A 26111-nucleotide genomic window follows, 5' to 3' on the forward strand; every position below is an offset into this window, starting at 1 on the left:
TCAGCCTTCCTGGTAGTACTGGGAGTATCGCGAGTAATAATATTCGCTGGAGCCATAGGCTCGGTAGAGCTTCATCCGCTCCTGGTCGACCTTGTTCAGCACAACACCAAGACACTTGTCGCGGACATAGGGATCGGAAGCGAGAACCTGACGAACGACCCGGCGCGCTGTCTTGCCCCATTCGGTGACGAAGATGAACCCGTCAATTCGGCCTGCAATGGCGCGGGCATCGACGACCGGGCCAAGAGGCGGCAGATCGATAATGATATAGTCTGCGGTATTGCTGATGTCTGCGAGCACCTGACGCATGCGCGCGGACGATAGCAGTTCGGACGAATGCGGAATGCGGTGACGGACAACTGCAGGCAAAAACGCAAGTCTAGTCCGATCGTTTCGAAGGAAAAGCGACTGCGGATCCTTGTTGTCGATGAGCACTTCGAGAAGGCCCAATTCCGCATGTCTCCCGATCGCCCGCGTCGCGCCCGGGTTGCGCAAATCGCCGTCGATCAGGACGGTTCTGTTTCCCTGCCCCGCCAGCAACTCGGCAAAATTCACCGCAATTGTTGACTTGCCTTCTCCAGGCAATGACGAAACGACGCCGATGATCTTGCAACTCTTGCCGGTAAGCGCGAGGTCTGCAGCAATCTTGGCGCTTCGAAGCGTTTCCGCGAAGGCGGAGAGTGGGTGATCGATGACATAGTTCGAAACGGCATGGGTCTTTCGAACCTGGCCGAAGCCACGACCGTCAGAGCTATCCGGAGCATCGACGGCCTTTCCGGGAGCCACGATTGGCGCGATGCCCAGAAATTCCAGATTGAGAACGTCGCGAACCTGTTCGCCGGTTCTGAAGAAACGGTCCCGGAACTCGCGAAACGCGCCAAGGCCACTCCCGACCGCGGCACCGATAATCACGAACAGCGCCAGCACCAATGGCTTGCGGGGATGGCTCGGACTGTCGGGTGCAGCCGCTCGCGTGATGATACGTGCTTCGGTGACCGGGAAGGACTGTTGCTGTATGGCTTCCTGATACCGCTGCAGGAAGGTCTGGTACATGTTCTTGTAGGTGTCAGCTTCCCGCTCGAGTTCTCTCAGCTGTACCTGGGTCTCGCTCGCGGTGGCGCTGATGCCTGTGGCCTGCGCGACCGAATCCGTCAGGCTCTTTTCCCGGGCCTTGGCAACGTTGAGATCGCTCTTGTAGCTTTCGGCAATACGATTGACCTCTTCGAACATCAGACGGTTGTATTCCGTCATTTCGCTGCGCAGCCTGATCGCTTGAATATGATTGACTCCGAGACGATCGGAGATCTGCGCTTCCCGCTTGGAGGCATCGAGATATTTCTGGCGCAGTTCGTTGGAAATCGAACTGTCGAGAACATCCGTAACGATCGCGTCTCCTTGGCCCGAAGCGATGATCTGCGCGATCCGCTGCAGGCGCGCCTCAGCTTTTGCGGTATCGGACTGCGCGACGATCAATGCGCTGTTGAGTTCGGACAACTGCTGGTCAGCAACCAGAACCGAGCCGGCAGCAACGAGGCCGTTGGAACTGCGGAACTTCTGGACGGCAAGATCCGAGTCCAAAGCCTTCTGGCGCAGTTCGGCTATGCGATCCTGCAGCCAGCCGCTTGCGCGCCTGGTTGCCTCATATTTCGAATTAAGCTTGTCAACCAGAAAGGCCTCTCCGATCGCGTTGGCGATCTTTGCAGAGAGAGAAGACGATGGAGAGGTGTAGCTGATGCTCAAAACATAAGTGCGACCAACGCGGCTGATCTCCATGTTCCAAAGGAGCGTGTTCGCAGCGGTGCGGCGTTTCGCCTCCACCTGATCGCTGGTTTCGGGTTCAACAACGAACCACGAAGAGACATTTGCCAGCGACCGGAGCGTTCCGACCATCGTTCCAATGACAGACCCTCCGGCACTCGCAAACGCCGCATCATTCGTAAGGTCGAGCTTATCCACGACGGACAAGGCAATCGTGTCCGATTTCAGGAGTTCAACTTGACTGAGAACGGAACCCTCGTCGTCGATCACGCCACCAATTGTCGAAAGCTGCTGAACGACTTCTCTATTGCCTTGGTCGATCAAGACGCTGACGTTCGACGTATAAAGAGGAACTGCCGTGAAGATATACGCCAATCCTAGGACAATAGCGGCCGCCACTGCGGCCGCTACGATCATCCATTGTCGTCTGGCGATCGCTAAAACAGCGTCGAAATCAATTCCTTGAACGGAGCGCTCTAGATCGACATCGTCGCCTTGCAGGCCACCAGAGAAACTCTTGTTATGAATCTGCAAGAAAAACCTCGCTCAATGAAATGCCAGACAGTAGCCGCCTCAGAACGACGCCGTGGTCGAACTGCCTTCGACGATCGTCGTCGAGCCGCCGTCTTCGCTCGCGTAATATCCGCTACCGCCGCCGGAAGAGAAGCTGGACGAGCCCGAGCCGGTCGACGCAGTCGTTCCCGCGCCACCATTGCTGCCGCCACCCGGCGTGCCGCCGCCGCCAATCGCGCCAGCGCCACCGGTTGCAGAGCCGCCACCGCTGAGGCCGCCGCCAAGAGACGCAGTCTGCGTTTCGCTGTTGGCCGCGAGAAACGCTGTCTCGAGAGCGCGATTGCCGCTGTCCGCGATAGCGTCCTGGATACGGGAGGCATATTCGGGATTGACGGTAGCGCAGGCCCTTGCGGCACGAGCAAGCCCCGCGCCGATCGCGGCAGCCTGACCGGCATTAGCCTTTGCAGCGATGGCAATCAGCGGGGACAGTGCGTCGGCGCTGGATCCGGCGAGCGAACGAGCCTGATTGGACAGTGGAAGTCCTCCAGACGAGAACTGCGACAACAGACTTTCTGGAGCTGCGAGAAACGCGCTGATCTCGGCATCAGACATCCGCGCCGGAGCGACGAAGCATCCCGCCGTTGGCAAAGCCGACTGTGCATGAGCCGAAGAAAGGTCAGCAATACCTGAAACTAGAGCAGTGGCAAGCGCGATACCTGCAATATTACTTATAAAAACCTTAGGCATGACTGTCTCCCGAAGATTACTAAACTAATCAATCCATCGCACAGAAGTAAAAAATCATCAATAGTGAGATTAAATTACTGTTAACTTGTGAATTTGAAGCGACGGCTCACGGGGCGAGTTCTCGAACAGCATCGCGGGTGGCGATGGCATCCGACGGAACACCAGCGACAGTCGACGTCACAGAATTCAGGATGTTGAGGAACTTCAGCGTTTCGACGGAGTCGGAGTTGGACACATAGATCGTGTCCTTATCCTGCATCGGGAACTTCTGGACAGCGAAGAGAGCCGAAGGATCTCTCATGTTGGCTCTGAAGATAACGGGAACCATTTCGCCGCTGAACCGACTGGTATCCACGCCCAGCTTAGCCAGGAAGTCTTTCTTGACTGTGCGGTAGAGCATGACCTGCGCCGGATTTGCACGCGAGTCCAGCAATCCGCCCGCCTTCCCCAGTGCTTCACCGAGGGTCAGCTTCGATTCCTCGAAGTCAAACCTGCCATTGAGACCCGAGGCGCCAAATGCAAGGTAGGTTCGACGTTCACGATCGACCAGAATGGTGTCGCCAGGTGCGACATAGATGTTTTCAGACGGCGTGGCGACCAGATAATCGTAAAGGACAGTCGCCGATTTTCCGCGTCTTTGCAGCGTAATATAGGTTTCGATGCCGGGCGAGCTCAAGCCGCCGGCTTCGGAAACGACGTCAAGCACGCGCTCACCAGCTTCCGTCAACTCTATCTTCGCTGGCGAGCGTACGTCGCCCAGAACCGCGACCTGAGCAGATCGGCTGCTGACCTTCGTGATCAACACCTGCGGCTCAATCGCGCGGTTGGCGAGTGCATCCTCAACTTGTCGCTGGACGTCCTCCACCGGACGCCCGGCGGCCGGGATACGACCGGCGTAAGGGACGCTGATCGTACCCTCCCGATCGATTGTCTGGTTCGGTAGCGACACGTAGTTACCAGGACGACTCCCGGCGTCGTTGGGAATAAACAGGCCGCCGGACTGAGATTCAAAGACAGAGACCTGAACGACGTCACCAACGCCGAGCGGCAAGCTCGGGGCTCCGCCACGGCCGCCGCCGAACCCCCCTTTAAGGGATGTCGCCTTTGTATCCTCTACATAAGCAAGCACAGATTTACTAATGTCGACGAGAGCATAGTCGATCCCGACGGCCTGTGCCTTTTTGGCTGATGTAACCTTTGCAGTTGCCTGCGCCTCCACCTGCCGAGAATCTGGTCCAGAGTTTGGCAGCGCCGTGCATCCCGACAGGAATGACGTCGCCACAAGAACAAAAGTCGATGCGGTTTTGATTTTCACGTGTGTCCCCTTAGAAGCCCCAAGCGAAACTTGCACACGAGATTATTTATTTCTAGTTTAGATTGGAAAGTGACAAATGAATCGAGAACGAAACGAAGCTTTGTTGCTGATAAATCACATATTTAACTGATAATTATATATATTATTTGTGCCTAAGCTATAAAATAGTACAATAGAACTTATCTTACTAATGTAGATGCTTTGGATAAGCTGCATATTTCAAGCAGGCAACTGTTTATCTCGCAGGCTGGGCGCCGACGACAATTGCCCCGCCACACTTGTTTGGATCGTTCGATTTCGCCTGTTTTTCGACCCGACTTTTGGATCGGCAACGCAGACAGCGACGATCGGCGCCAAGGTCGCAGCCACGAAAATGGCGAGGCCGGAGATCTGGATCGAGAAGTCGAAAGCGGAGTGAACGACAAGCAGCAACACCACCGCGAAGCCGGATTCTGGGACATAACGAAGGCGACGCCTCGCTGCCATTCCTCTAACGAGGCACGATAAGATAAAGGCCAGTCCAAACGCGATAATGAGTATGCCAGCGACGCCCAACGTGAAGACTGCTTCGAGATAGACATCGTGGGCACGATTCCAAACCGTGTAGACGCCGCAGTCCGGATCGCGATACGCTGTAAAAGCGGTTTCGAAACTTGCCAGTCCGGTCCCGAACGGAAAATGATCGGATACCCCCGAGCCCAATCCCGGCATGATGCAAAAGCGGCCGTCGCTTGTGCCCTGCACTTCTGCTCGGAGCAAAGCTCTGCCAGAAAACGACAGAAAGCCTGCTGCGAATAGGCCGGTTAAAGCAATCGCTATCAGAAATGCGCCAACGCGGATGGATCTAAGGCCGGTACCTCGAAGCGCAGGGACAGGATGCTTGTTCAGCGAAGATCTTAACACGAACAACAGGGTCATCAACAGAAGCGCGGCAAAACTTGCCGCAACCCCGGCCCGGGACTTCGTCAGCACAAGAGCCGTGACCGATACCATAAACAGTATCGCAAAGCTCAGTGCTCCTCGAACTGCCTTTCGTTGATCGAATGGAAGACCCCTGCCTTGATCCAGCGACGTGAGAATTCGCCGGACCTCAACGCACCGCACGTGAGACGAAAGGATTCCATAGTTCAGGATGGCGACAATTCCGAAATAGGTTGCGGCGGTGTTCCGATTGACAAAGAAGCCGGTTAGGCTGTCGAGGTAAGCCGTCTTTGCGATGAAGAGGAGTGTATTGGGCGCGATCAGGAATTGGGCGATGGACAGAAGAGCGACAACTGCTCCTGCTATCGCCAGGCCTCTGAGAGTGGCGATCGCTCGTTCGTCGTTGTCGCACAGAATAATCCCGAGCAGAAAGACCTCAACCGGCACGAGGAAACGAAACAAAGATGCCCAGTCATCCGCAGGCGTCAAGGATATTACCGGGGAAGCATCGAGCTGAAACTCGACGAGGTCTCTCCACGACGGTTGACTGAAGATTGCTTCAGGCAGTGGAGTAGTCTGGAACATTACCCATGCGAAGGCGACCAGTGCCAATACGATACCCGCTTTCACTGCCGGCTCCCCTGCTTTAGGGATCCCTCGGACGAAGACGGCGATACAAAGCAGGAGAGCACTTGCCAATCCGTAGATCGCGAGAGTGGAAATTTGCACGGCGCCAAAATTCAAAAGCGCCAACGCGAATGCTGACCAGTGGATAAAAACAATTGATCTATAGACAGCGTTCTTTGGCAGCCACCCCCCGCGGAAATCTTTCATATTAGCCCCAATCCAAATTACGCCCAACACTGGGAATGCTTCAGCAATACGACATACAGATCAAAGTATATTTTAGTAATTTATCACGGTCTTTCGAAGCAAAGCGGAAATATGAATTGTGATGATTTAAATATACGCCTCCATATACTCTCGCTTTTACCGTTCAAGCGTCTATAGCTACATTCCATATTTTTATGGTATTGGCTCCCACAATCATTGCTATCCGACCAATCGAAACAGACGCATCATGAAATTTGGAACAAGCGGCCTTCGCGGTCTTGTCACTGATCTCGAAGGCAGAGCGTCGGCGCTCTACACCACAGCGTTCGCACGCCATCTTTTAGAGGCCGGTCTTGCCAAGCCGGGGGATCCGGTTCTGGTGGGACGTGATTTCCGGGCCTCAAGCCCGAGGATTGCGGCAACCTGTATCGGCGCCTTGCAGCGGGCAGGACTGAACGCCATCGATTGTGGGGCCATACCCACTCCCGCGCTGGCACTTTACGGTATGAAGCTCTCGGCTGCCGGCCTGATGATCACTGGATCGCATATCCCGGATGATCGCAACGGTATCAAATTCTACCGTGCCGATGGCGAGATCGACAAACAGGACGAGATCCGGATCACGGCGATCGCCGGCGTTATGGCAGATGAAAAGATCGACGACACACCGGGCGAAGCTCCGGATCGGCATGCGGAGGCCGAAGCACTTTTCGTCGAACGCAACGCCATGCTGCTTGCTCCCGACGCATTGGTGGGATTGAGTGTCGGCGTCTATCAGCATTCCACAGTCGCACGTGATCTCTTCGTTCAGGTTCTTGAAAAGCTGGGCGCGCAGGTCGTGCCGCTCGGACGCTCTGAGCGTTTCATTCCCGTCGATACGGAAGCCGTCTCTGCCGAGACGATTGCGCTGCTGCAGGGTTGGGCCCCACAATATCATCTCGACGCGATCGTCTCCGCGGATGGTGATGGCGACCGCCCGCTCGTCGCAGACGAAAAGGGGCAGCCGCTCAGAGGCGATCTGCTGGGCCTGATCACGGCAAACTTCCTCTATGCCCAAGTGGTCGCCACCCCGGTCACGTCCAATTCACGGATAGAGGCTGCGGGCGACTATACGGTTGTGAGAACAAAGGTCGGCTCACCCTTCGTTATTGCCGCCATGCAAGCGGCGGCCAAGGATGGCAAAACGGCGATCGTCGGGTTCGAGGCCAATGGCGGCACGCTGACTGGTTCCGACTTCACAGTTTCTGGAGGCACATTGCAGGCGCTGCCGACCCGTGACAGCTTCCTGCCGGCCCTGGCAACGCTTTCGCTTCTCGCGAATGCCAAGCAACCCCTATCACGCATCGTTGCCGATTATCCGCTCGCTTTTGCGGCGGCAGACCGGCTGGAAAACTTCCCCGTTGAAACGAGTGCAGCGCTGATGGCGCATCTGCGGGCATCCGACGACAATCTTTCCGCTTTTCTAGCCCCCATCGGCTCAGTCACTGCGAAAAGCGACATAGACGGGCTTCGCGTGACACTTGAGGACGGGCGCATCATCCATCTTCGGCCGTCTGGAAATGCGCCTGAAATGCGCTGCTACGTCGAAGCGCCGGATGAACGAGCCGCCTCGGAATTGTTGGATCAAGGGCTTGATCTCATTCGGCGTTGGGCGGCAGAACGTAACCGATGACAAATCTCAAAAGCAAAAGCGTCAGTGGAGACTGAGACTATGGTTGGCAAGATCATTCCCGTAATCATGGCAGGCGGCAAGGGCACGCGGCTGTGGCCGTTGTCACGGTCTTCTGCACCAAAGCAGTTTATACAGTTCGTCGGCGACCAGACGCTGTTTCAGTCCACGCTTACGCGTGTTGCCGACGAGACGCTCTACGAGCCTGCAATCGTCATCACCAACGAAGATTTCCGCTTCCTTGCCGCCGAACAGGCACGCGAGCTTGGCCTGCCACTCACGGCGATCATGTTGGAGCCTTCCGCGCGCAACACGGCACCGGCCGTTGCCGCAGCCGCTGCCTTCGTCGCCGAGAAGTTCGGCGATGATGCGATCTTGCAGGTGCTGGCCTCCGATCACGAAATCGAAGCGGGCAAGGCCTATTTCGATGCCATTCAGACCGCACGCAAGACGGCAGCAAGCGGCAAGCTCGTCACCTTCGGCATTACACCGACCGAGCCTTCGACCGGCTATGGCTATATCGAGATCGGTGACCAGCTTTCGACCGGCGCGAACACAGTAAAGCGCTTCGTCGAAAAGCCTGCTCTGCCCGAAGCCGAAAAGATGTTGACGTCTGGCGGCTTTGTCTGGAACTCCGGCATCTTCATGTTCAAGGCCGGCACGGTTCTGTCAGAACTCAACCGCTTTGCGCCAGCCGTTGCGGAAGCGGCAAGCGCTGCCGTTGCAAAGGCATCCGGTGACCTGGATTTCTTGCGCCTCGACGAGGCCTCGTTTTCGGCCAGCCCGAATATCTCGGTCGACTATGCGATCATGGAAAAGACAGCAAACGCTGCCGTCGTGCCGGCGTCCTTTACCTGGTCCGACATGGGCAGCTGGGATGCGGTCTGGAAACTGGGCGAGCAGGATGCCGATGGCAATGTTGCGCTCGGCAACGCGACGCTGATCAACACGAAGAACTCGCTCGTCCTGTCGCGCCATGGTCATATGGCCGTCCAGGGTCTGGATGGCATTGCCGTCATTGCCAGCGAAGATGCCGTCTATGTCGGCCGCCTCGACGACAGCCAGAACGTCGGCAATATCGTCAAGCAACTTGCCGCCGCCAAGGCGACTGCGGCTCTCACCGAAACGCATCCGACCTCCTACCGCCCCTGGGGCGGCTATACCTCGATCCTCAACGGCGATCGGTTCCAGGTGAAGCGGCTGTTCGTCACGCCGGGCAAGAAGCTGTCGCTGCAAAAGCATCACCACCGCTCCGAGCACTGGATCTGCGTCAAGGGCACGGCCGAGGTGACGATCGGTGACACGGTGCAGACCGTGCGCGAGAACGAGAGCGTCTACATTCCACAGGGTGAAGTCCATCGCCTTGCCAACCCCGGCAAGATCATGCTTGAGATGATCGAGGTCCAGACGGGTTCTTATCTCGGCGAAGACGATATTATCCGCATCGTCGACGAGTTCGGACGCGGCTGATCACAACTGTGGAGACCGCCTGGGCGAAGTGAATGGCGTGCCGTGGCATAACGGCACTATCCATTCAGGCGGCTTTTCGAATATGAGAAGGCTACTCATGTTCTCGCATCCGGCCTGCATCGCTGCAGGCCAGATGTGACATCGTCTGCAGGTCAGCATGCTTCGCCGGTTCTTCTCCTATTATCAGCCCTATAAAGGTCTTTTCCTCCTCGACTTCGGCTGCGCCATCGTGTCCGGCCTCCTCGAGCTTGGCTTTCCCATGGCGGTGAAGCTGTTTGTGGACAGGCTTCTTCTCAGCCAGGAATGGCTGCTGATCATCCTCGCGTCCGCTGGCCTGCTCGTCATCTATGTCCTCAATACCGGGTTGATGGCCGTCGTCACCTATTGGGGCCATATGCTCGGCATCAATATCGAGACAGACATGCGGCGGGCGGCGTTCAACCACCTGCAGAAGCTGTCGTTCGGCTATTTTGACAATCAAAAAACCGGTCATATCGTCGGGCGCCTGACCAAGGACCTGGAGGAAATCGGCGAAGTCGCGCATCACGGGCCTGAAGACCTGTTCATTGCGCTGATGACCTTTGTCGGCGCTCTGCTGCTGATGTTTTCAGTCAATTGGCAGATGGCGGTCATCACTGCGACCATCGTTCCTGTGACCGCCTGGGCAACAAGCCATTTTGGCGGCCGCATGACTGAAAATTTCCATCGGCTTTTCAGCCGGATCGGCGAGTTCAACGCACGCATTGAGGAAAACGTCGGTGGTATGCGTGTCGTGCAGGCTTTCGCCAACGAGGGTCACGAGCGCGCGCTGTTCGAAAAGGACAACCAAAGCTATCGCCGCGTGAAGCTGGAAGCCTACAAGCTGATGGCCGCCACCAGCTCCATGAGTTACCTCAGCATGCGGCTGACCCAGATGGTGGTGATGGTGACCGGCGCCTATTTCGTGCTCGCCGGCGAGCTGACGGCGGGCGGCTTCATCGGTTTTCTGCTTCTCGTCGGCATCTTCTTTCGTCCGGTGGAAAAGATCAATTCGGTGATCGAGACCTATCCGAAGGGGATCGCGGGCTTCAGGCGGTTTACCGAACTGATCGATACGGAGCCGGATATTGCCGATGCACCGGATGCGGTCGCCGTTGATCACCTGAAAGGCGAGATCGCGTACCGGTCCGTGACCTTCGGATACACCGCGACGAAGACTGTCTTCGAAGAGATCAACCTCGACATCCGTGCTGGCGAGACGATTGCGTTCGTCGGCCCCTCTGGCGCCGGCAAGACGACCATATGCTCGCTTCTTCCGCGCTTTTATGAAGTCGTGTCGGGCAGCATCACGATCGACGGGATCGACATCCGCAAGATGACGAAGGAATCCCTTCGCCAGCAGATCGGCATCGTGCAGCAGGATGTCTTCCTGTTCGGTGGTACGCTGCGGGAAAATATCGCCTATGGAAGACTGGGTGCTTCCGAGGCCGACATTGTCGAAGCGGCGCACCGCGCACGTCTGGAGGACATGCTAGCAAACCTGCCGGAGGGGCTCGACACTGTCATCGGTGAGCGTGGCGTGAAATTGTCCGGCGGCCAGAAGCAGCGGGTCGCGATTGCCCGCATGTTCCTCAAAAACCCACCGATCCTGATCCTCGATGAAGCGACCTCCGCGCTTGATACTGAAACCGAGCGTGCGATACAGCGTTCGCTTGCCGAACTATCGCAGGGGCGGACCACGCTAATCATCGCCCACCGGCTCGCCACGATCCAGGGCGCCGATCGAATCGTCGTCATTGATGATTCTGGTATTGCCGAACAGGGCACCCATCAGGACCTGATCGAACGCAGGGGCGCGTATAACCGGCTGCATTCCGGCCAGGTCGGCATGGTCTGATCGGTGATCAGGATCGAGCCGCGCAAGATCGCCCGACTTTAGCCGACACCGACGTAGCGGGACAGAAGAGACGGATCGGCCCTCAGCGCCTCAACCGGCATGACTGCCTGCGCCTTGCCGTTCTCGACGAAACAGACGCGGTCGGCGATCGATAACGCGGCCTCGACCCGCTGCTCGACCAGCAGGATCGCTTTCCCCTGATTGCGCAGCGTCACCACGACATCACGGATTGTGGTGATCATCGAGGGCATCAGGCCTTCGGTCGGTTCGTCCAAAAGGATGACCTTCGGATCGAGACATAAGGCGCGCGCGGTCGCCAGCATCTGCTGTTCGCCGCCGGACAGCGTTCCCGAGACTTGGCCGAGCCGCTCCTGCAGCCGGGGAAACAGCGAAAGCGTTTCGTCGAGCACGCGCGGCGGACTGCGCCGCGTCATCATGCCGATTTCGAGATTTTCCCGCACGGTCAGCTCGGAGAACAACCGGCGGCCCTGCGGCACATAGCCGATGCCGAGGCGTGGGCGCTCATGCGCCGGCAGCGCCGAAATCTCGGTGCCATCGAGCCGGATGCTTCCGGCACCGGTTTTTGCGAGCCCCATGATGGCACGCAGGGTCGTCGTCTTGCCCGCACCATTGCGGCCGAGCAGGCAGAGAACCTCGCCCTTTTGCAGCGTCAGCGACATACCCTGCAGCGTCTTGCTGCTGCCGTGGTAGACATCGAGATTGGAGACTTCGAGCATATCAACCGGTTCCCAGGTAGGCGGCCTGCACGGCTGCGTTTGCACGGATCTCGTCGGGCGCCCCCTCGGCGAGGATTTGACCGTGGTTGAGAACCGTGATCGTGTCGGCGAGCTGCATGACGACGGGCATGTTGTGCTCGATCAGAAGCACCGTTGCAGACGTGGCGATTTCCTTCACCAGCCGACAGAAACCTTCGATCTCGCTATCCGACAGTCCTTGCGTCGGCTCATCCAGGATCAGGAGTTTCGGCTCCAGCGCCAGGCCCATCGCGACCTCGAGAAGCCGCTGATGCCCATAGGCCATGGTCCCGGCCTTTTCTCCCATTCGATCCGCAAGTCCGACGCGGTCCAGGGCTTCACGCGCCTTCACCGCAACGTCCGACTGTTTCGAGCCGGCGTGACGCCTCAACGCGCTCTGTGCAGACAGCGCCACGTTGTCGAACACGGTCAGCGTCGGATAGATGCTGGTGATCTGGAACGTATAGGCGATGCCGTCGCGCACGCGCTTATGCGCCGGCCGGTCGGTGATATCCTTGCCCAGGAACTCGATCGATCCGGCACTCGGCGCGATACGGCCGGCGAGCAGCGAGACAAAAGTCGTCTTTCCGGCACCGTTCGGGCCGATCAGCGCACGGATCTCGCCTTCTCTGATAGTGAAATCGACATTGTCGACGGCCTTCAGCCCTCCAAAATGGCGGCTGAGACCTTTGGTCGAAAGCAGGCTCACGGAAGCCATAGCAGCCACCTTTCGCGGATCGTCCCCAGAATGCCTTTCGGAAAGAAGAGGACCAGAACCACCAGCGCGACGCCGGTGACCAGCAGATAGGCCTGCGTGTATTCGCTGGTGATGTCGATCATGTAGAACATCAGGATTGAGCCGAGCAGCGGACCAAGGATCGTTCCGGCACCGCCGAGCAATGTGAAGAGCAGCGCCTCGATCGAATACTGGATGGTGGCAAAGGTCGCGCCGACATAGGCGAACATCAGCCCGTAGGCGGCACCGGCCATGGCGGATATCGTGCCTGACAGGACGAGCGCACCGAGTTTCAGCCGGAATGTATCAAAGCCCAGCATCAGCGTACGCGTCTCGTTTTCGCGGATCGCGATCAGCACCCTGCCGATTGGTCCCCGCACGACGACGAAGATGACGAGCAGTGTCAAAGCCAGAAGGCCGAGCGCCAGGTTGTAGCGCTGCACGGCATTCGTCAGGTCGATGTGGAGTCCGAGGAGATCGAAACTGCGGGCGGCTGCCGGCATCGTGAGGCCTTCTTCGCCGCGGGTATAGTCGGTGAAGTAGGTGATCGTGAGATAGGCAACCTGGCCGAACATCATGGTGACAATCATGAAGGCCACGCCTGTCGTGCGCAGCGCGATCACGCCGATGACGAGCGACAGGGCTGCACCACAGCAAATTCCGATGAGAAACGCGAGCGGCACGCCGAGATCGGTGTAATAGGCCGTCATGCCGGCGCCGTAGAGACCGGCGGCAAAGAACATCGCATGTCCGAGGCTCAGCAGGCCCGTATAGCCGAACAGCATGTTGTAGCCCATGGCATAGATCGCCAACAGCATGACGCGGGTCAGGGCGAGGTGGTGATAATCGGGCAGCACGAACTGGACAAGAAAGAGAGCTGCCAGCACGCCCACGTGAAGCGCGATGACGCGGATGGTGTTTTCGCTTCTCATCGCGCCTTTGCCCCGAACAGACCTTCCGGCTTGAACACCAGCACAAGGGCGACAAGCAGGGTCGAGATGATCTTTGCAAGCGTTGGTGAGAAGAACATCGAAATGATGCCGTCGCTCAGTCCGATCAGGAGGGCTGCGATGACGGTGCCGCGCAGACTGCCAAGGCCGCCAAGGATGACGACGATGAAGGAGAGAAGCAACGGATCGAGCCCCATCAGATAATGGGCTTGACGGATCGGCACGATCAGCACCGCAGCGACCGCCGCCAGCATGGCGCCGGCGGCAAAGACGAAGGCATAGACGCGTTCGATCGGTATGCCGAAAGCCTGCGCCATTTCGCGATCGAACTGCGTTGCGCGCATGATGAGGCCGAGCCGGGTGCGGCTCAGCACGAACCAGACCGCCAGCAGCAAGACGATCGCCGCTGAAATGACGAACAGGTTGTAACCGGAATAGCCGAACCACGGCAGCTGGATGCGGTAATAGAATGGAGCCGACACCGGACGCGCATCCGGACCATAGGTCAAAAGGACCGTCTGCTGGATGATATAGAGCATGCCGATCGTGGCGACGATGGTCGATACCGGATCGTAGTTCAGGCGCTTCAGGATCAGCCGCTCGCTGGCGAACGCGATCGCGCCGACGATCAGCGGGCTGATGACGAGCGCTGCGAAGAAACCGACTGCCGGATGCAGCGAGAACATCGACGCCACCCACCAGGCAACGACCGCGCCGAGCATATAGAATTCGCCATGGGCGACATTGACGACGCGCATGACGCCGAACACCAGAGACAGGCCGAGTGCGGTCAATGTGAGGACCGCGGCCTGCAGCAGTCCTTCCAATGTCGCCAGCAGCAGAAACGGACCGAACGCCAAACCCTAGCTCCTATGCACGGACACGACTGTCCCCTTGCCTGATTTGCTGCGGTTAGACAGGAAAAACGACGCGGGGTGAAGAGCGAAGGGACCTGACAGCCGATCCCTCCGGACAAGACCGGTCAGAGCGACATTTTCGTGTAGTCCGCCGTCACCTCGTACATCCCGTCTTCGATCGAGGTCCGGTGCACGACATCCATCCGGCCGCCTTCGACCTTCGAGATGTTCTGATGGCCGTAGACCTGATGGTTCTTGCCGTTGAAGATCTTGTTGCCCTGCGGATGGTCGCGGCCTTCCTGGAATGTCTCGATCGCTTCCAGGGCTTCGATGAATTTGGCCTTGTCCTGCGGGCCGCTATATCCGGATGCCTGCATCGCCTGCTTGATGGTGAACAGCGTTTCCCAGACCCCGTACATATGGGCGTAGGTGGCGATGTCCTTCGGATCGGCGATGCTTGCACCATTCTCGTTGACGCCGACTGCCGTGCGATAGAACTTGTCCCATTCGCTCTGGTCCTTCTGGGCGTAGCGGGGCATGCCCTCCCAGAAATAGGTCCCATCGAGGAAGCTCAGTTGCGGCGTCGAAAGATCGACGGCCTCGACGCTATCGATGAAGCCGAAGATCTGGGGTCGCTGCGAGCCGTAGAACTGACCGAGCTCGGTGACGAAGGTGAGAACCGCCGGACCGACCATGATGTGGTAGAGCACGTCGGTGTCTGCGGGAATTCGCGGCAGGTAGCGCGTAAACGATGTTTCCGTCGGTGGCACCGCAATCATCTCGACGACCTCACCACCCTGCGCCTTGATTGCGGGCGGAAGATTATCGCGGTGGTCATAGCCGAAGGCGTAGTCCGGGAAGATCATCGTGACTTTCTTGCCGAGGTTTTGCGTGATCCAAGGTGCCACTGACGTGACCTGGCTGCGAACGTCAGTGATGCCGGGCTGGAAGCAGTAGCGGTTGAGGCTGCCCGAAGACACGTGGGTGCCTTCCGACACCACGAGATAGGGCATCTTCAATTCGCCCGCCCGCGGCGCGGCGGCGACGACGACGTGTGAAAACAGCGTTCCGAACACAGCATCGACCTTATGCTGGGTCGCGAACTTCTCGACGACTTCGGCGCCTCGTTTCGGATCCGTGCCATCGTCTTCAACGATCAGTTCCACGGGACGACCGTTGATGCCGCCCTCCTCGTTGATGATCTTGACGGCAGCGCGTGCGACGCGCTCGTACCAGCGACCATAGGATGCGCCGATACCGGTGCGGTGGCATTCAAAGCCGAGCTTGATCGGGGCGGAGGTCTGGGCGTGCGAGTATCGGACGAAGCCCGGCGAGACGGAAGAAAGAATGCCCGCACCCGTTGCCGCGCCCATTCCAAGAAGGGTCGTCCGGCGGGTCACCGAGGATTTCGGTGCTGAAGTCTTGTCGGTCATTCGAAATTTTCCTCTCAACGGTACTGACGCCCATCATGCTGATGCGATAGTCGATGGTCTACCAGGTGCCACCGACAATAAGAGCCCTACCATGTCCTATAGCAAAGAATTCCGCTGTTCAGGAGACCTGACAGGAGCGGCACGAGGCCCAGTCTGAGCGATGATGTCGTGGTATGGAATACGCTTCTCCATCCCGGCATGATGTTTCAGCCGATTACGCCACCAGACGCAGGATGAACCCGTTGCCGTCATTTCCCCGAAAACACCGGTTGCCGGCCTGTCCATCGGCGACGGCAGCTCTCTTGTGGACGCTCATGCCCTGCACGGCCATCGCGCACGGGACGGAACGCGGGCTGGTGATGCTGCTGCCGACCGAATATTACCTGACAGGCGGCGCGATCGTCGTCGCAGTTACCTTCGTCGCATTGCTGCTGGTTCCGTCGCGCTGGTTCACACAGGCCGGCAGTGCCTCCATCACGCTCGATCGCCGGCCGGTGCCGCCGATCGCGATCGTCAGCACGCTGAGCTCCCTGCTTCTGCTGGTACTGATCGCCGCCGGGCGCTATTCGACAGCCGATCCGCTTGAAAATCCTTTGCCGCTTGTCGTCTGGACGCTGTTCTGGGTCGGCCTGACCTTGCTGCAGGCGCTGGTCGGGAACCTGTGGCCCTGGCTCAATCCCTGGACGGGTCCTCTTCGTATCCTGCGGCGAGCGACAGGCGGCAGGCTTGGCGAAGCTCCCCTGTTGAAGCTGCCGGAGGTCGTCGGTTACATCCCCGCGATCCTCCTGTTTCTGATGTTTGCCTGGTACGAGCTGGTTTCGCTCGCCCCGGAGGACCCTCCCCGTCTCGCCATCGCTGTCTCGGTCTACTGGGTTCTCAATTTCATCGCCATGCTGGTTTTCGGAGAGCGAGATTGGACAGAGCGGGGCGAACCCTTCTCGGTGTATTTCCGCATGATCGGCATGATCGCGCCCTTTGAAATCACGCCGCCGAAATCAGGAATATGGGCGAGTGTCCGGTTCCGCTGGCCGGGACAAGACTGCGTCGCGGCGGAGCCGCCGCCGATCACCGCTGCCCTGTTTCTGCTGCTGACGCTCGGAACGGCGTCCTTCGATGGCTTTGCAGAGACCTTCACCTGGCTCTCGATGATCGGGGTGAACCCGCTGGAATTTCCCGGCCGCAGCGCTGTGACCCTGCCGAATACGCTCGGCTTGATCGCCGCTCCGGCGGTGCTCGCAGTGATCTATTTTACGGCTGTCATATCAGGAGCCCGGCTTGCCGGAGAGGCACGATTAGTCGCTGATCGAGGGCTGATCACGCATCTGGTCTATTCGATCATTCCGATAGCGGTTGCCTTCCATGCATCCCACTATCTCAGCGTGCTTCTGATCAACGGGCAATATCTCTACTCTGCGATCTCGGATCCGTTTGCGCTTGGCTGGGATCTGTTCGGCACCGCCGATCGCCACGTCACGGCATCGATGCTGATCGACATCAGCAGTGTCGAAAAGCTCTGGATGGCACAGACCGCGATTATCGTCACCGGGCACTGTATCGGCATTCTGATCGCCCACATGATCGCGCTCAAGCATTTCGTGAGGCCGGCAAGCGCGACGATCAGCCAGATCTTTCTGGCGCTTGCGATGGTCGGCTATACCGTCTTCGGCCTCTGGCTGCTTTCTACCCCGACAGTGGGATAATCTGGGCGGCGACCCGTTAGCGGAGGAGAAGCATATCCCAATGCCCGACTTTGCAGCCGGAACGGGATGCCATCTCGAGACGCATCCGTCGCCAGTCTTCCAGAACGCTTTCGTCCAACCGGTCTGTTTCAGCCGCAGCGTTCGCCAAGCCGGCAATGAAATGCCGCTGCAATTCCGCTTGATCTCCGCCGAGTTGCCAGGTGCTCTGACCGGTGAGAACCTTGAAGCCCGCCCGCTCCGCCAACCGGGACAAGACCGGTTCCGCCGTTGGACCAAGCGCCGGTCCAAAGCCCTTGTCGCGGCGTTGGTGGGCGTTGAACGCTTCGACAACCAAGGCATCCGCTTCGTGCGCGATTTCCCAGCTGCAGACGCCATCGTAGTTGAGCGCCGTATAGAGGCCGATGTCACGCTTCGCGAGGAGATGAAGGAGACGCTCCAGAAACTCGGCTGAGACGAGGTCGAAAAGCGCAGATGCTGTGACCAGCTTTGCGTCCGTGAAGAGCTCCGGCCCCAACTGGCTAAGGTCGGCCTGCAGGCATTTCACCTGGTCGGGCATGTCGAGCCTGTTTGCGGCTTCTTCGAGCAGTTGCAGATCGTTGTCGACAAGCCGCCAGTGCCAGGACAAACTCTGGGGCGCAAGTGCGCGGACAGTGGAGCCGGTTCCGCAGCCGAGATCGACGACCGTCGCGCCGTTCCCGTCTGCGGTCACACTTTCGATGGCAGACCGCCGGAGGTCGGGTTCACGCGCAGCATTGTCTGCGGGCTCGCGCAGATCGAGCCAGACTGTGTCGAAGCCACTCATCGCATTTCCTCCAGGAAGTCGGAAAGCACCTTTGACGTTGCGGGCCAATCGGGCAACTGCTGGGCAACGGCAAGCGCGCCCGCAGAATAAGCTTGTCGCGTCTCCGGCTGGTCGATCAGCAGCGCCAGAGCTTCGGCGAGCCCGGCGATGTCGCCCGGTTCCACGAGGATCCCGGCCTCGTCAGTCACCAGATCCGGTATCGCCCCGCCGCGACAGCCGACGATCGGCAGGCCGCGCACCATGGCTTCCGCAAAGGCCATGCCGTAGCCTTCATATTGGCTAGCGAGTGCAAAAATATCCGCTTGGGCATATTCGACTGCCACATCATCAAGCGCGCCCGTCAAAGTCACCCGGTCGGAGAGCCCGCACGCCTCGATCTGTCGTCGCAGATCGGCAGCGCATTGACGATCCATGTCATCGCTGCCTGCTATCCGGCACTGCCATGGGCGTTCGGAAATGCGCTCGAGCGCTGAAATCAGCGCCGCATGATCCTTGCGCTGCGTCAGCGATCCCACCGACAGGATCATCACCCCGTCCCCGGCCGTGCTGCCCGATGCAGGCTTTGCCTGCTCCGTTCCAGGCACGGCGACACGCACGAGATCCGGCGCCACGCGGAATTGCGATACCAGAGTTCGCGCCGTGCTAGGGCTTGTGACGACGACACCTTTGGCTGCACCTAGCGCTGTCATCTCGCTTTTTCGCAACCGCTCGGCAACGCCGGCCGGAATGCCGCTTTCGAGTGCCAACGGATGATGGACGAGCGCAATCATGCGGAGGCGGGTCGCCTCCTCAATGGCAATTGCCGGCATTGCCCCAAATGCAAGGCCATCGATCAGAACGAGACTATCGGCGGCGAGGGCTGCGAGTTTTTCGGCTGTTTCGGCAAGCTCGCTTTCGCTCGGTTCCGGAAAGCCGCCGGGAAGCTGCAGGTGCTCGACTGTCCAGCCGATTGCCCTAAGCTCCTCGATCATCCGCCGGTCATAGCCATACCCGCCGCTGCGGGTGTCGATATCGCCGGGGATGGCGAATACCAGCCGTCGCTCCCTTGATGCGGCGTTCAAATCGCAGCCTCATACCAGGCTCGGGCCACATGGCTTTCATGCAGGGTTACCTTGAGGCGGCGGATGCGCACGCCACCCGGACCAAGATCGCCGGCAGCGATACCGGCTTTCAGCTGATCGAAGACGTGCTTGGCGAGCACCTCCGTCGTGGTGACCTTGCCGCGAAAGATTTCGAGTTCGTCGAGGTTCTGGTAGTTGAGCGGCGCAACGATTGCTTTCAGCACCGTCGTTGCAAGGCCGATATCGACGCCGAGCCCGTTTTCGTCGAGATCTTCGGTCATGAAGGCGGCATCGACAATAAAGGTCGCGCCATGCATCGCCTGGGCCGGGCCGAATACCTCCCGTGGCAAGCTATGGGCAATCATCATGTGGTCGCGAACTTCAACTGCAAACATGCGGGGAATGTCCTTTCAGACTAACGGTATCGGATACGGTGGCAAAGGGTGCCGGGATCGGCGAGAATTTGGCAATAGTCTTGGGCAAGGTCGGGAAAGTCCGTCTCGCCGGAGAAGAGTTTGTCGAGGCGGTCATCCGCAAGCAATGCAAGTGCCGCGGCCACACGTCGCGAAAACCGCCACCTTGCGCGCCTTTGAACCGGTACGTTGCCGACCTGCGAAGCGACGATCGACAGGCGTTGACTGTGGAAACGACCGCCCAGCGGAATCTTCACGCTGCCTTCGCCATACCACGACATCTCGACGATCCGCGCCTCGAAGCCGGCGAGCGCAATGGATGTGGCAAGACCTGCGGCCGTGGCCGACGTGTGGATCACCACATCGCATCCGCCGTCACCGTCGTTCGCCTGTTCGGGTGATGCAAACCGGCATCCGAAATCTTCGGCAAGACCACGGCGATCGCCATTGACGTCCACGACGGTGACTTCGGTGCCCGGGATCCTTGCGGCGAGATAGGCAATCAGAAGCCCGACGAGCCCTGCACCGACGACCGCGACCTTGTCTCCAGGAAGAATGCCGGCATCCCAAACGCCGTTGAGGGCCGTCTCCATATTGGCTGCAAGGACGGCGCGCGAGTCGGGCACGCCTGCTGGAACCGGCACGACCATCTCAGCGGGGGCGTGGAAGGCATCCTGATGCGGATAGAGGCAGAATACTGTCCGGCCGACAAGCGCTTCCGGGCCGTCCTTTGCGGTTCCGACCACCGCGTAGCCGTACTTGATCGGAAACGGGAATTCTCCATCCTGCAACGGCGCCCGCATGCTGTCGTATTCGCTTTTGGGGACCGAACCGGCTGCCACCAGCGATTCCGTGCCGCGGCTGATGGCGCCGAAGAGGCTCTCCACCAGAACATCGCCGTGCCCGAGCGGACCAAGCGGCGTCTCCCGCAATTCAGGCTGGTTCTCTCGCACCAGCCACAATGCTTGCGCTATCGTCATACCTGGCCATCGCGTGCCGGCTTGGGAAACTTGCCTTCAACTCTGGCGGACGGACGACGCCAGAGACGGGCTTCATGCGGAACGAGGCGGGTGAGGACCCGCGGAAGACAGCCCTCCTCGGGAATTGCGAACAATCCGAGACGGGTCGTCCAGTAACCGAACCGCTGCGAGGCCGTGAAGACAGTGAACGGGATCGCCAGACAGAGACCGGCGACCACAGGCAGAGCCCAGAAGATCGCGTACCCACCGATCAGGCCCGTGATGATCGTAGCGAGGACAACGCCGATCAATGTCTGAAGGCCCATCGCCTTGATGGCTGTGCCAAGCGTAACGCCGAGCCGGTCGCGGTTCTGACCGCTCCAGGTGACCGAACGTCCGAACAGAAGACCGATCAGGAACACCGAGACATAGACGGCAACGATGGGCGCCATGATCATCGAGGCCAGGAGTTCGATCACCGACGACAGACCGAAACGCAATGGTCCGCCATAGGAGCGGATCGCGCCGGGGGTAAGCAGCACATCGACGACGCCGGCGATCTTGGGAGTGACCGACAGAAGAAAGATGGTGATGAACGACCAGAAGCCGAGTTCGATATAGGTCGCATCAAAGCCGCCGGTCACACCCTTCCATGCGGCGGCAAACGTCGCGACGATCCAGGCCGGCGGTGCCACATACATCAGGACGGCCTGAAAAAGCTGAAACCTGCTGAGCGGCTTGAGGCCCGGCTCAAAAAGGAAACGCCAATACTGCATGTTGCCTTGGCACCATCGCAGATCTCGCTTGGCAAACTCCAGCAATGTCGGTGGGTTGGCTTCGAAGCTCTGTGTCTCGATCGGCAGCACACGAACTTCGTAGCCGCCCCGACGCATATAGGTCGCTTCCAGCTGGTCGTGGCTCAGCACATGGCCGCCCAATGGCGGCGATCCCGGGAGAACGGGCAGATTGCAGTGGGCCTCAAATGCCGCGGCGCGGATCAGTGCGTTGTGCCCCCAGTAAGGCCCGCAATCAGCGCTCCACCATGCGGAGCCGAGCGTGAAAGACCGCATTCCGTGACGCATACCGAACTGGAACATCCGGGCAAAGCCGCTTTCGGCGGGCACTCCGACGACCAGGGTCTGCAGAATCCCGAGCTCAGGTCGTGCCTCCATGGCAGCCACCAGCCGTATCATCACGTCGCCGGACATGACGCTGTCGGAATCCAGCGGCAGGAAAAAGTCGTAGCGGCTTCCGTGTTCCTTCAGGAAGTCCTGAATATTGCCCGCCTTGTAACCGGCATTGTCAGCACGACGACGATAGACCGGCCGGTTACCGCCATCCGCCACGACATGAGCGGCAACGAGATCGAAGCCCGCTTCTTCCAACTGGATGATGTCGGGCTCGGACGTGTCGCTGAGGACGAAGAACCGAAAGTGGCGTTGAAGGCCGGTCGCCTGAAGGCTCTTCTGCATCGCCTCTATCCGGGCAAAGACGGGTCGCGGATCTTCGTTGCGCAGGAATATCGTCAGCGCTGTCCGCGACGACAAAGCGATCGGCTGGCTTCCCTGACCCTGCGGATAGAAGGGGTAGATGCTTTTGGAGGGGTCGCCGGGGCCATGCTGGAGGACGATCCCGATCACGGCGTTCCAGAACCCAAGCACCGTCCACGGCGTTGCCAGCATGAACCCGATCAGCATGACGGCTTCCGCACCATCAATGCCATCTGGGGAAAGAAGTCGGTAGACGACATACCCAAGCCCAGCGATCGTTGCGAGATTGAGCGCCAGAACAATACGACGGCGCCACCGGACTGGAAGTCCGGAATACTGGAAGTCGGGACTTCGTTCGGGATCCGACTGCCAGCCCGTTGCACTTTGGTCGGCAGCCATCGCGTTGAGAACGCCTTCTTTTAAATTGCCCATGCGCAACACTTAGGCTGAACCTCCGTCCTAGCAAGCGCCGAGCGATTTCAAATGAAGTTTACCGACGCCGTTGCCCCGCTCCAGATCCGCGCCAGTGCGCAAACAGCCGCAGGTTTTACTGGGATCCTTTTGGATCGTCCGTCACCGCTCGACGTAGGATGACCCTTCATCCGTCGCCTGGTCAGCTTGCATCGACTTCATTGGGGCGCACCGGAACGACACCGTGCGTCGGCGTTCTTTGCCCGCGTATATTGTATAGATGATCCCCAGAATTGACAGGGTTGCAGTACTGGACACAAAGAAAAACACTCAGTAGAAAGCTCAAGCGACGTTGTCAGACATCGGACAACAGATCGACGGGTGGAGGCCTGATCGATCGGCCGCTTGGAGGATCATAATGACTATACATGGCGGGCTGACGCCCGAACTGATTTTACCGCAGGATAGCGAGACCGCCACTCTGGTTGGTCGTGTCTGGTCGAAGGCTGCGGACGGCCCCTGCCCTGTCCTTTACCGGAATGGTAGGCTTCTGGATCTTTCGTCGCTCGCTGCGACGCTGTCAGCACTGCTTGAGATCGACGGCCTGGTGGAGCGCCTGACGGCAGCCACCGATTGGACGGATCTCGGCTCTCTCGATGACTTCCTAGACGGCACTGCCGGAACGCTGCTGGCGCCAGTTGACCTGCAGGCGATCAAGGCCGCGGGCGTAACTTTCGCAGACAGCATGCTGGAACGGGTCATCGAGGAACAGGCCAAGGGCGATCCGCTTCGGGCCCAGGAGATCCGTGGTCGCTTGGCGCCGGTACTGGGCGACAGCCTCAAGGGGCTTGTGGCCGGCTCGGAAAAGGCAGCAAGCGTGAAGGCGCTGTTGCAGGATATGGGGCTCTGGTCGCAGTATCTCGAAGTCGGGATCGGTCCGGATGCGGAAATCTTCACCAAGGCTCAACCCATGTCGGCCGTCGGCTGCGGGTCGCTGGTCGGCATTCACCCGAAGTCGGATTGGAACAATCCCGAACCGGAAGTGGTGCTTGCTGTCACATCCACGGGTGCGATTGTCGGTGCGACGCTTGGCAATGACGTCAATCTTCGCGATTTCGAAGGACGGTCCGCCCTCCTTCTCAGCAAGGCAAAAGACAACAACGCATCCTGTTCTCTCGGTCCCTTCATCCGACTGTTCGACGGCGAATTTTCGCTCGAAGACGTCAAGAAATCGGAGATCTCGCTTGTGGTCGAGGGCCCTGAAGGTTTCGAGATGACGGGCGTTAGCCCGATGCAGGCCATCAGCCGTACGCCGGAAGATCTCGTGTCGCAGCTTCTCAACCGCAACCATCAATACCCTGATGGCGCCGTATTGTTTCTCGGCACCATGTTTGCGCCGGTCAAGGATCGGCGCGGCAAGGGTCTGGGCTTTACCCACGAGATCGGCGACCGCGTCGAGATTTCGTCGCCAAGGCTTGGGCGCCTGGTGAATTGGGTGGAAAATAGTGAAGCTTGCCCGCCCTGGGACTTCGGGCTGACGGCTTTGATGAAGAACCTCGCGAAGCGAAAGCTCTTGTAGCCGCCGCGGTTGATGGGAGGAGGAACCCGATGCAACGAATAAACGATCTCTTTTACCGCTTTCTGGAACTGCTGCTGATCCTGCTTTTGGCAGGCATGGCAATCATGGTGTTCCTCAACGTGGTGCTGCGCTACGGTTTCAACTCCGGCCTCAACATATCGGAAGAGCTGTCGCGCTACTTCTTCGTCTGGCTGACCTTCATCGGTGCAGTCGTGGCGTTTCGCGAACATTCCCACCTTGGTGTGGAGTCGCTGGTCGCCATGCTCGGTCGCTCGGGCCGTATCGCCTGCATGATCATCTCGAACCTGCTGATCATCCTGTGTTCGGCGATTTTCTTCTGGGGCACATGGGTCCAGTTGCCGATCAACGCCAGCATGGTCGCGCCTGTCACCGGCCTTTCCATGGCATGGGTTTACGGCATCGGCTTCTTCACCGGTGGAGGATGCGTGCTGATCGCGCTTGAACGGCTCTTCCGCCTGATTACCGGTCGCGTCACCGACGCGGAAATCGCAGCCTTCACGGGTGAAAACATGACGATCGAACAACTGGCGGAGCGGACCTAAATGACTCTTTTCGTCTTTGTTGGATCGCTGCTTGGGGCGATGGCCGTCGGCGTACCCGTTGCCTTCTCGCTGATTTTCTGCGGCGTCGTGCTCATGTGGTACATGGACATGTTCAACAGCCAGATCATCGCGCAGAACATGATTGCCGGCGCAGATACATTTACCCTGCTCGCCATTCCCTTCTTCATTCTCGCCGGCGAATTGATGAATTCCGGCGGTTTGTCGAAGCGTATCATCGATTTCGCGATCGCCTGCGTCGGTCACATCAGAGGTGGTCTCGGGATCGTTGCGATTTTTGCAGCGCTCATCATGGCCAGCATTTCGGGTTCGGCCGCTGCCGATACGGCCGCCCTTGCCGCCATCCTCATCCCGATGATGGCCAAGGCAGGCTATAATATTCCCCGCTCTGGCGGTCTGATCGCTGCCGGCGGTATCATCGCCCCGGTCATTCCGCCGTCGATGGCGTTTATCGTGTTCGGCGTTGCCGCGAACGTGTCGATCACCCAGCTCTTCATGGCGGGCATCTTCCCCGGCATCCTGATGGCCGTCTCACTGATCATCACCTGGCTGATCGTGGTGCGCAAAGATAACGTCCAGGCGCTTCCAAAAACCACCTACAAGGAACGCCTGCACGCAACCGGACGCGCTGCCTGGGCGCTCGGCATGCCTGTGATCATCCTCGGCGGCATCAAGATTGGCATCGTGACGCCGACCGAAGCTGCCGTCGTTGCCGCCGTCTATGCGATGTTCGTCGGCATGGTAATCTACAAGGAACTGAAGCCAAGAGACCTTCCGCACGTCATTCTGCAAGCCGCCAAGACGACTTCGGTCATCATGTTCCTCGTCTGCGCGGCACTCGTATCGGCATGGCTCATCACGGCTGCGAATATTCCGGCAGAAATCGCCGGCTATATCGAACCGTTGATCGATCGCCCGACGCTGTTGATGTTCGTCATCATGATCCTGGTTCTGGTTGTCGGTACGGCACTCGATCTGACGCCGACCATCCTGATCCTGACGCCGGTTCTCATGCCGATCATCAAGCAGGCGGGGATCGATCCGGTCTATTTCGGCGTGCTCTTTATCATCAACAACTCGATCGGCCTCATCACGCCGCCGGTCGGTGTTGTGCTCAACGTCGTCAGCGGTGTCGGGAGAATACCGCTTGGCAAGGTGACGGCCGGCGTGTGGCCGTTCCTTCTTGCGCAGTCGCTCGTGCTTTTCCTGCTCGTGCTGTTTCCCGATCTTGTGATCGTGCCCGCACGTTGGTTGCATTGACGGCCTGCCATTCAACCTGTC

21 protein-coding genes are annotated in these 26111 nt (G+C 59.0%); 7 read left to right on the forward strand and 14 right to left on the reverse strand.

The window, feature by feature from the left end; all coding sequences use genetic code 11:
• From BLW69_RS19590 to BLW69_RS19605, 4 genes are all read right to left on the reverse strand, one after another.
• The gene (locus BLW69_RS19590) at positions 1 to 2259 is read right to left on the reverse strand and encodes a polysaccharide biosynthesis tyrosine autokinase (protein WP_244508908.1); all 2259 of its coding nucleotides are present in this window, start codon (positions 2257 to 2259) and stop codon (positions 1 to 3) included.
• Between the two features lie 72 nt (positions 2260 to 2331).
• A complete protein-coding gene (locus BLW69_RS19595) occupies positions 2332 to 2883 on the reverse strand; it encodes a hypothetical protein (RefSeq protein WP_062458645.1) in 552 nt (183 codons plus the stop codon).
• 241 nt (positions 2884 to 3124) lie between these two features.
• Complete coding sequence (locus BLW69_RS19600) at positions 3125 to 4333, reverse strand: polysaccharide biosynthesis/export family protein (protein WP_092664360.1); 1209 nt, start codon at positions 4331 to 4333, stop codon at positions 3125 to 3127.
• 219 nt (positions 4334 to 4552) lie between these two features.
• Complete coding sequence (locus BLW69_RS19605) at positions 4553 to 6088, reverse strand: O-antigen ligase family protein (protein ID WP_139283904.1); 1536 nt, start codon at positions 6086 to 6088, stop codon at positions 4553 to 4555.
• Between the two features lie 247 nt (positions 6089 to 6335).
• On the opposite strand from BLW69_RS19605, the gene BLW69_RS19610 reads away from it, so the two are divergent.
• From BLW69_RS19610 to BLW69_RS19620, 3 genes are all read left to right on the forward strand, one after another.
• Entirely contained in the window at positions 6336 to 7760 is a 1425-nt protein-coding gene (locus BLW69_RS19610; RefSeq protein ID WP_092664364.1) for a phosphomannomutase, read from the forward strand.
• 39 nt (positions 7761 to 7799) lie between these two features.
• Positions 7800 to 9227: a mannose-1-phosphate guanylyltransferase/mannose-6-phosphate isomerase gene (locus BLW69_RS19615; protein WP_092664366.1), complete on the forward strand. Its 1428-nt coding sequence runs from the start codon at positions 7800 to 7802 to the stop codon at positions 9225 to 9227.
• A gap of 157 nt (positions 9228 to 9384) precedes the next feature.
• Positions 9385 to 11103 carry an ABC transporter ATP-binding protein gene (locus BLW69_RS19620; protein WP_092664368.1) on the forward strand — a complete coding sequence of 573 codons (1719 nt, stop codon included), beginning with the start codon at positions 9385 to 9387 and terminating at the stop codon, positions 11101 to 11103.
• Between the two features lie 38 nt (positions 11104 to 11141).
• On the opposite strand, the gene BLW69_RS19625 is transcribed toward BLW69_RS19620, so the two are convergent.
• From BLW69_RS19625 to BLW69_RS19645, 5 genes are all read right to left on the reverse strand, one after another.
• Positions 11142 to 11840 carry an ABC transporter ATP-binding protein gene (locus tag BLW69_RS19625; RefSeq protein ID WP_092664370.1) on the reverse strand — a complete coding sequence of 233 codons (699 nt, stop codon included), beginning with the start codon at positions 11838 to 11840 and terminating at the stop codon, positions 11142 to 11144.
• A 1-nt stretch (position 11841) separates the two neighbouring features.
• Positions 11842 to 12576 (reverse strand): ABC transporter ATP-binding protein, encoded by a 735-nt coding sequence (locus BLW69_RS19630; protein ID WP_092664371.1) that lies wholly within the window; start codon positions 12574 to 12576, stop codon positions 11842 to 11844.
• Positions 12564 to 13526, reverse strand: coding sequence for a branched-chain amino acid ABC transporter permease (locus tag BLW69_RS19635; protein ID WP_092664373.1), 963 nt, complete (start codon positions 13524 to 13526; stop codon positions 12564 to 12566). Before BLW69_RS19635 ends, BLW69_RS19630 begins: the two co-directional genes overlap by 13 nt.
• The gene (locus BLW69_RS19640; RefSeq protein WP_092664375.1) at positions 13523 to 14404 is read right to left on the reverse strand and encodes a branched-chain amino acid ABC transporter permease; all 882 of its coding nucleotides are present in this window, start codon (positions 14402 to 14404) and stop codon (positions 13523 to 13525) included. Before BLW69_RS19640 ends, BLW69_RS19635 begins: the two co-directional genes overlap by 4 nt.
• A gap of 122 nt (positions 14405 to 14526) precedes the next feature.
• On the reverse strand, positions 14527 to 15834 hold the full coding sequence (locus tag BLW69_RS19645; RefSeq protein WP_092664377.1) for an ABC transporter substrate-binding protein: 1308 nt from the start codon (positions 15832 to 15834) through the stop codon (positions 14527 to 14529).
• A gap of 314 nt (positions 15835 to 16148) precedes the next feature.
• Between BLW69_RS19645 and BLW69_RS19650 the strand changes: the two genes are divergently transcribed.
• Complete coding sequence (locus BLW69_RS19650; protein WP_139283905.1) at positions 16149 to 17534, forward strand: hypothetical protein; 1386 nt, start codon at positions 16149 to 16151, stop codon at positions 17532 to 17534.
• 16 nt (positions 17535 to 17550) lie between these two features.
• Here the strand turns inward: BLW69_RS19650 and BLW69_RS19655 are convergent, their stop codons facing one another.
• The 5 genes from BLW69_RS19655 to mdoH are packed head-to-tail and all read right to left on the reverse strand — an operon-like array spanning position 17551 to position 22691.
• Positions 17551 to 18336, reverse strand: coding sequence for a class I SAM-dependent methyltransferase (locus BLW69_RS19655; protein ID WP_092664380.1), 786 nt, complete (start codon positions 18334 to 18336; stop codon positions 17551 to 17553).
• The gene (locus BLW69_RS19660; RefSeq protein WP_244508898.1) at positions 18333 to 19397 is read right to left on the reverse strand and encodes a glycosyltransferase family 4 protein; all 1065 of its coding nucleotides are present in this window, start codon (positions 19395 to 19397) and stop codon (positions 18333 to 18335) included. The genes BLW69_RS19655 and BLW69_RS19660 overlap by 4 nt, the downstream gene beginning before the upstream one ends.
• Positions 19394 to 19792, reverse strand: coding sequence for a 6-pyruvoyl trahydropterin synthase family protein (locus tag BLW69_RS19665; RefSeq protein ID WP_062458601.1), 399 nt, complete (start codon positions 19790 to 19792; stop codon positions 19394 to 19396). The genes BLW69_RS19660 and BLW69_RS19665 overlap by 4 nt, the downstream gene beginning before the upstream one ends.
• 20 nt (positions 19793 to 19812) lie before the next feature.
• Complete coding sequence (locus BLW69_RS19670; protein WP_092664382.1) at positions 19813 to 20790, reverse strand: zinc-dependent alcohol dehydrogenase; 978 nt, start codon at positions 20788 to 20790, stop codon at positions 19813 to 19815.
• Positions 20787 to 22691 carry a glucans biosynthesis glucosyltransferase MdoH gene (gene mdoH, locus BLW69_RS19675; protein ID WP_092664383.1) on the reverse strand — a complete coding sequence of 635 codons (1905 nt, stop codon included), beginning with the start codon at positions 22689 to 22691 and terminating at the stop codon, positions 20787 to 20789. Before mdoH ends, BLW69_RS19670 begins: the two co-directional genes overlap by 4 nt.
• 397 nt (positions 22692 to 23088) lie before the next feature.
• On the opposite strand from mdoH, the gene BLW69_RS19680 reads away from it, so the two are divergent.
• From BLW69_RS19680 to BLW69_RS19690, 3 genes are read left to right on the forward strand one after another with little or no spacing between them, the layout of a single operon-like run.
• A complete protein-coding gene (locus tag BLW69_RS19680) occupies positions 23089 to 24249 on the forward strand; it encodes a fumarylacetoacetate hydrolase family protein (RefSeq protein WP_092664385.1) in 1161 nt (386 codons plus the stop codon).
• A 29-nt stretch (positions 24250 to 24278) separates the two neighbouring features.
• Positions 24279 to 24812, forward strand: coding sequence for a TRAP transporter small permease (locus tag BLW69_RS19685; protein WP_062458592.1), 534 nt, complete (start codon positions 24279 to 24281; stop codon positions 24810 to 24812).
• A complete protein-coding gene (locus BLW69_RS19690; protein WP_062458589.1) occupies positions 24813 to 26090 on the forward strand; it encodes a TRAP transporter large permease subunit in 1278 nt (425 codons plus the stop codon).
• The last annotated feature ends 21 nt before the right edge of the window (positions 26091 to 26111 follow it).

It is taken from the genome of Rhizobium sp. NFR12, from assembly GCF_900108545.1.
Lineage (GTDB): Bacteria > Pseudomonadota > Alphaproteobacteria > Rhizobiales > Rhizobiaceae > Neorhizobium > Neorhizobium soli.

Coding starts and splice junctions, on each gene's coding strand:
- BLW69_RS19635 (WP_092664373.1), bottom strand. CDS start 13,526: ATGAGAAGCGAAAACACCATCCGCGTCATCGCGCTTCACGTGGGCGTG.
- BLW69_RS19620 (WP_092664368.1), top strand. CDS start 9,385: ATGCTTCGCCGGTTCTTCTCCTATTATCAGCCCTATAAAGGTCTTTTC.
- BLW69_RS19605 (WP_139283904.1), bottom strand. CDS start 6,088: ATGAAAGATTTCCGCGGGGGGTGGCTGCCAAAGAACGCTGTCTATAGA.
- BLW69_RS19630 (WP_092664371.1), bottom strand. CDS start 12,576: ATGGCTTCCGTGAGCCTGCTTTCGACCAAAGGTCTCAGCCGCCATTTT.
- BLW69_RS19595 (WP_062458645.1), bottom strand. CDS start 2,883: ATGTCTGATGCCGAGATCAGCGCGTTTCTCGCAGCTCCAGAAAGTCTG.
- BLW69_RS19615 (WP_092664366.1), top strand. CDS start 7,800: ATGGTTGGCAAGATCATTCCCGTAATCATGGCAGGCGGCAAGGGCACG.
- BLW69_RS19650 (WP_139283905.1), top strand. CDS start 16,149: ATGCCCTGCACGGCCATCGCGCACGGGACGGAACGCGGGCTGGTGATG.
- mdoH (WP_092664383.1), bottom strand. CDS start 22,691: ATGGGCAATTTAAAAGAAGGCGTTCTCAACGCGATGGCTGCCGACCAA.
- BLW69_RS19655 (WP_092664380.1), bottom strand. CDS start 18,336: ATGAGTGGCTTCGACACAGTCTGGCTCGATCTGCGCGAGCCCGCAGAC.
- BLW69_RS19645 (WP_092664377.1), bottom strand. CDS start 15,834: ATGACCGACAAGACTTCAGCACCGAAATCCTCGGTGACCCGCCGGACG.
- BLW69_RS19625 (WP_092664370.1), bottom strand. CDS start 11,840: ATGCTCGAAGTCTCCAATCTCGATGTCTACCACGGCAGCAGCAAGACG.
- BLW69_RS19670 (WP_092664382.1), bottom strand. CDS start 20,790: ATGACGATAGCGCAAGCATTGTGGCTGGTGCGAGAGAACCAGCCTGAA.
- BLW69_RS19665 (WP_062458601.1), bottom strand. CDS start 19,792: ATGTTTGCAGTTGAAGTTCGCGACCACATGATGATTGCCCATAGCTTG.
- BLW69_RS19690 (WP_062458589.1), top strand. CDS start 24,813: ATGACTCTTTTCGTCTTTGTTGGATCGCTGCTTGGGGCGATGGCCGTC.
- BLW69_RS19610 (WP_092664364.1), top strand. CDS start 6,336: ATGAAATTTGGAACAAGCGGCCTTCGCGGTCTTGTCACTGATCTCGAA.
- BLW69_RS19680 (WP_092664385.1), top strand. CDS start 23,089: ATGACTATACATGGCGGGCTGACGCCCGAACTGATTTTACCGCAGGAT.
- BLW69_RS19685 (WP_062458592.1), top strand. CDS start 24,279: ATGCAACGAATAAACGATCTCTTTTACCGCTTTCTGGAACTGCTGCTG.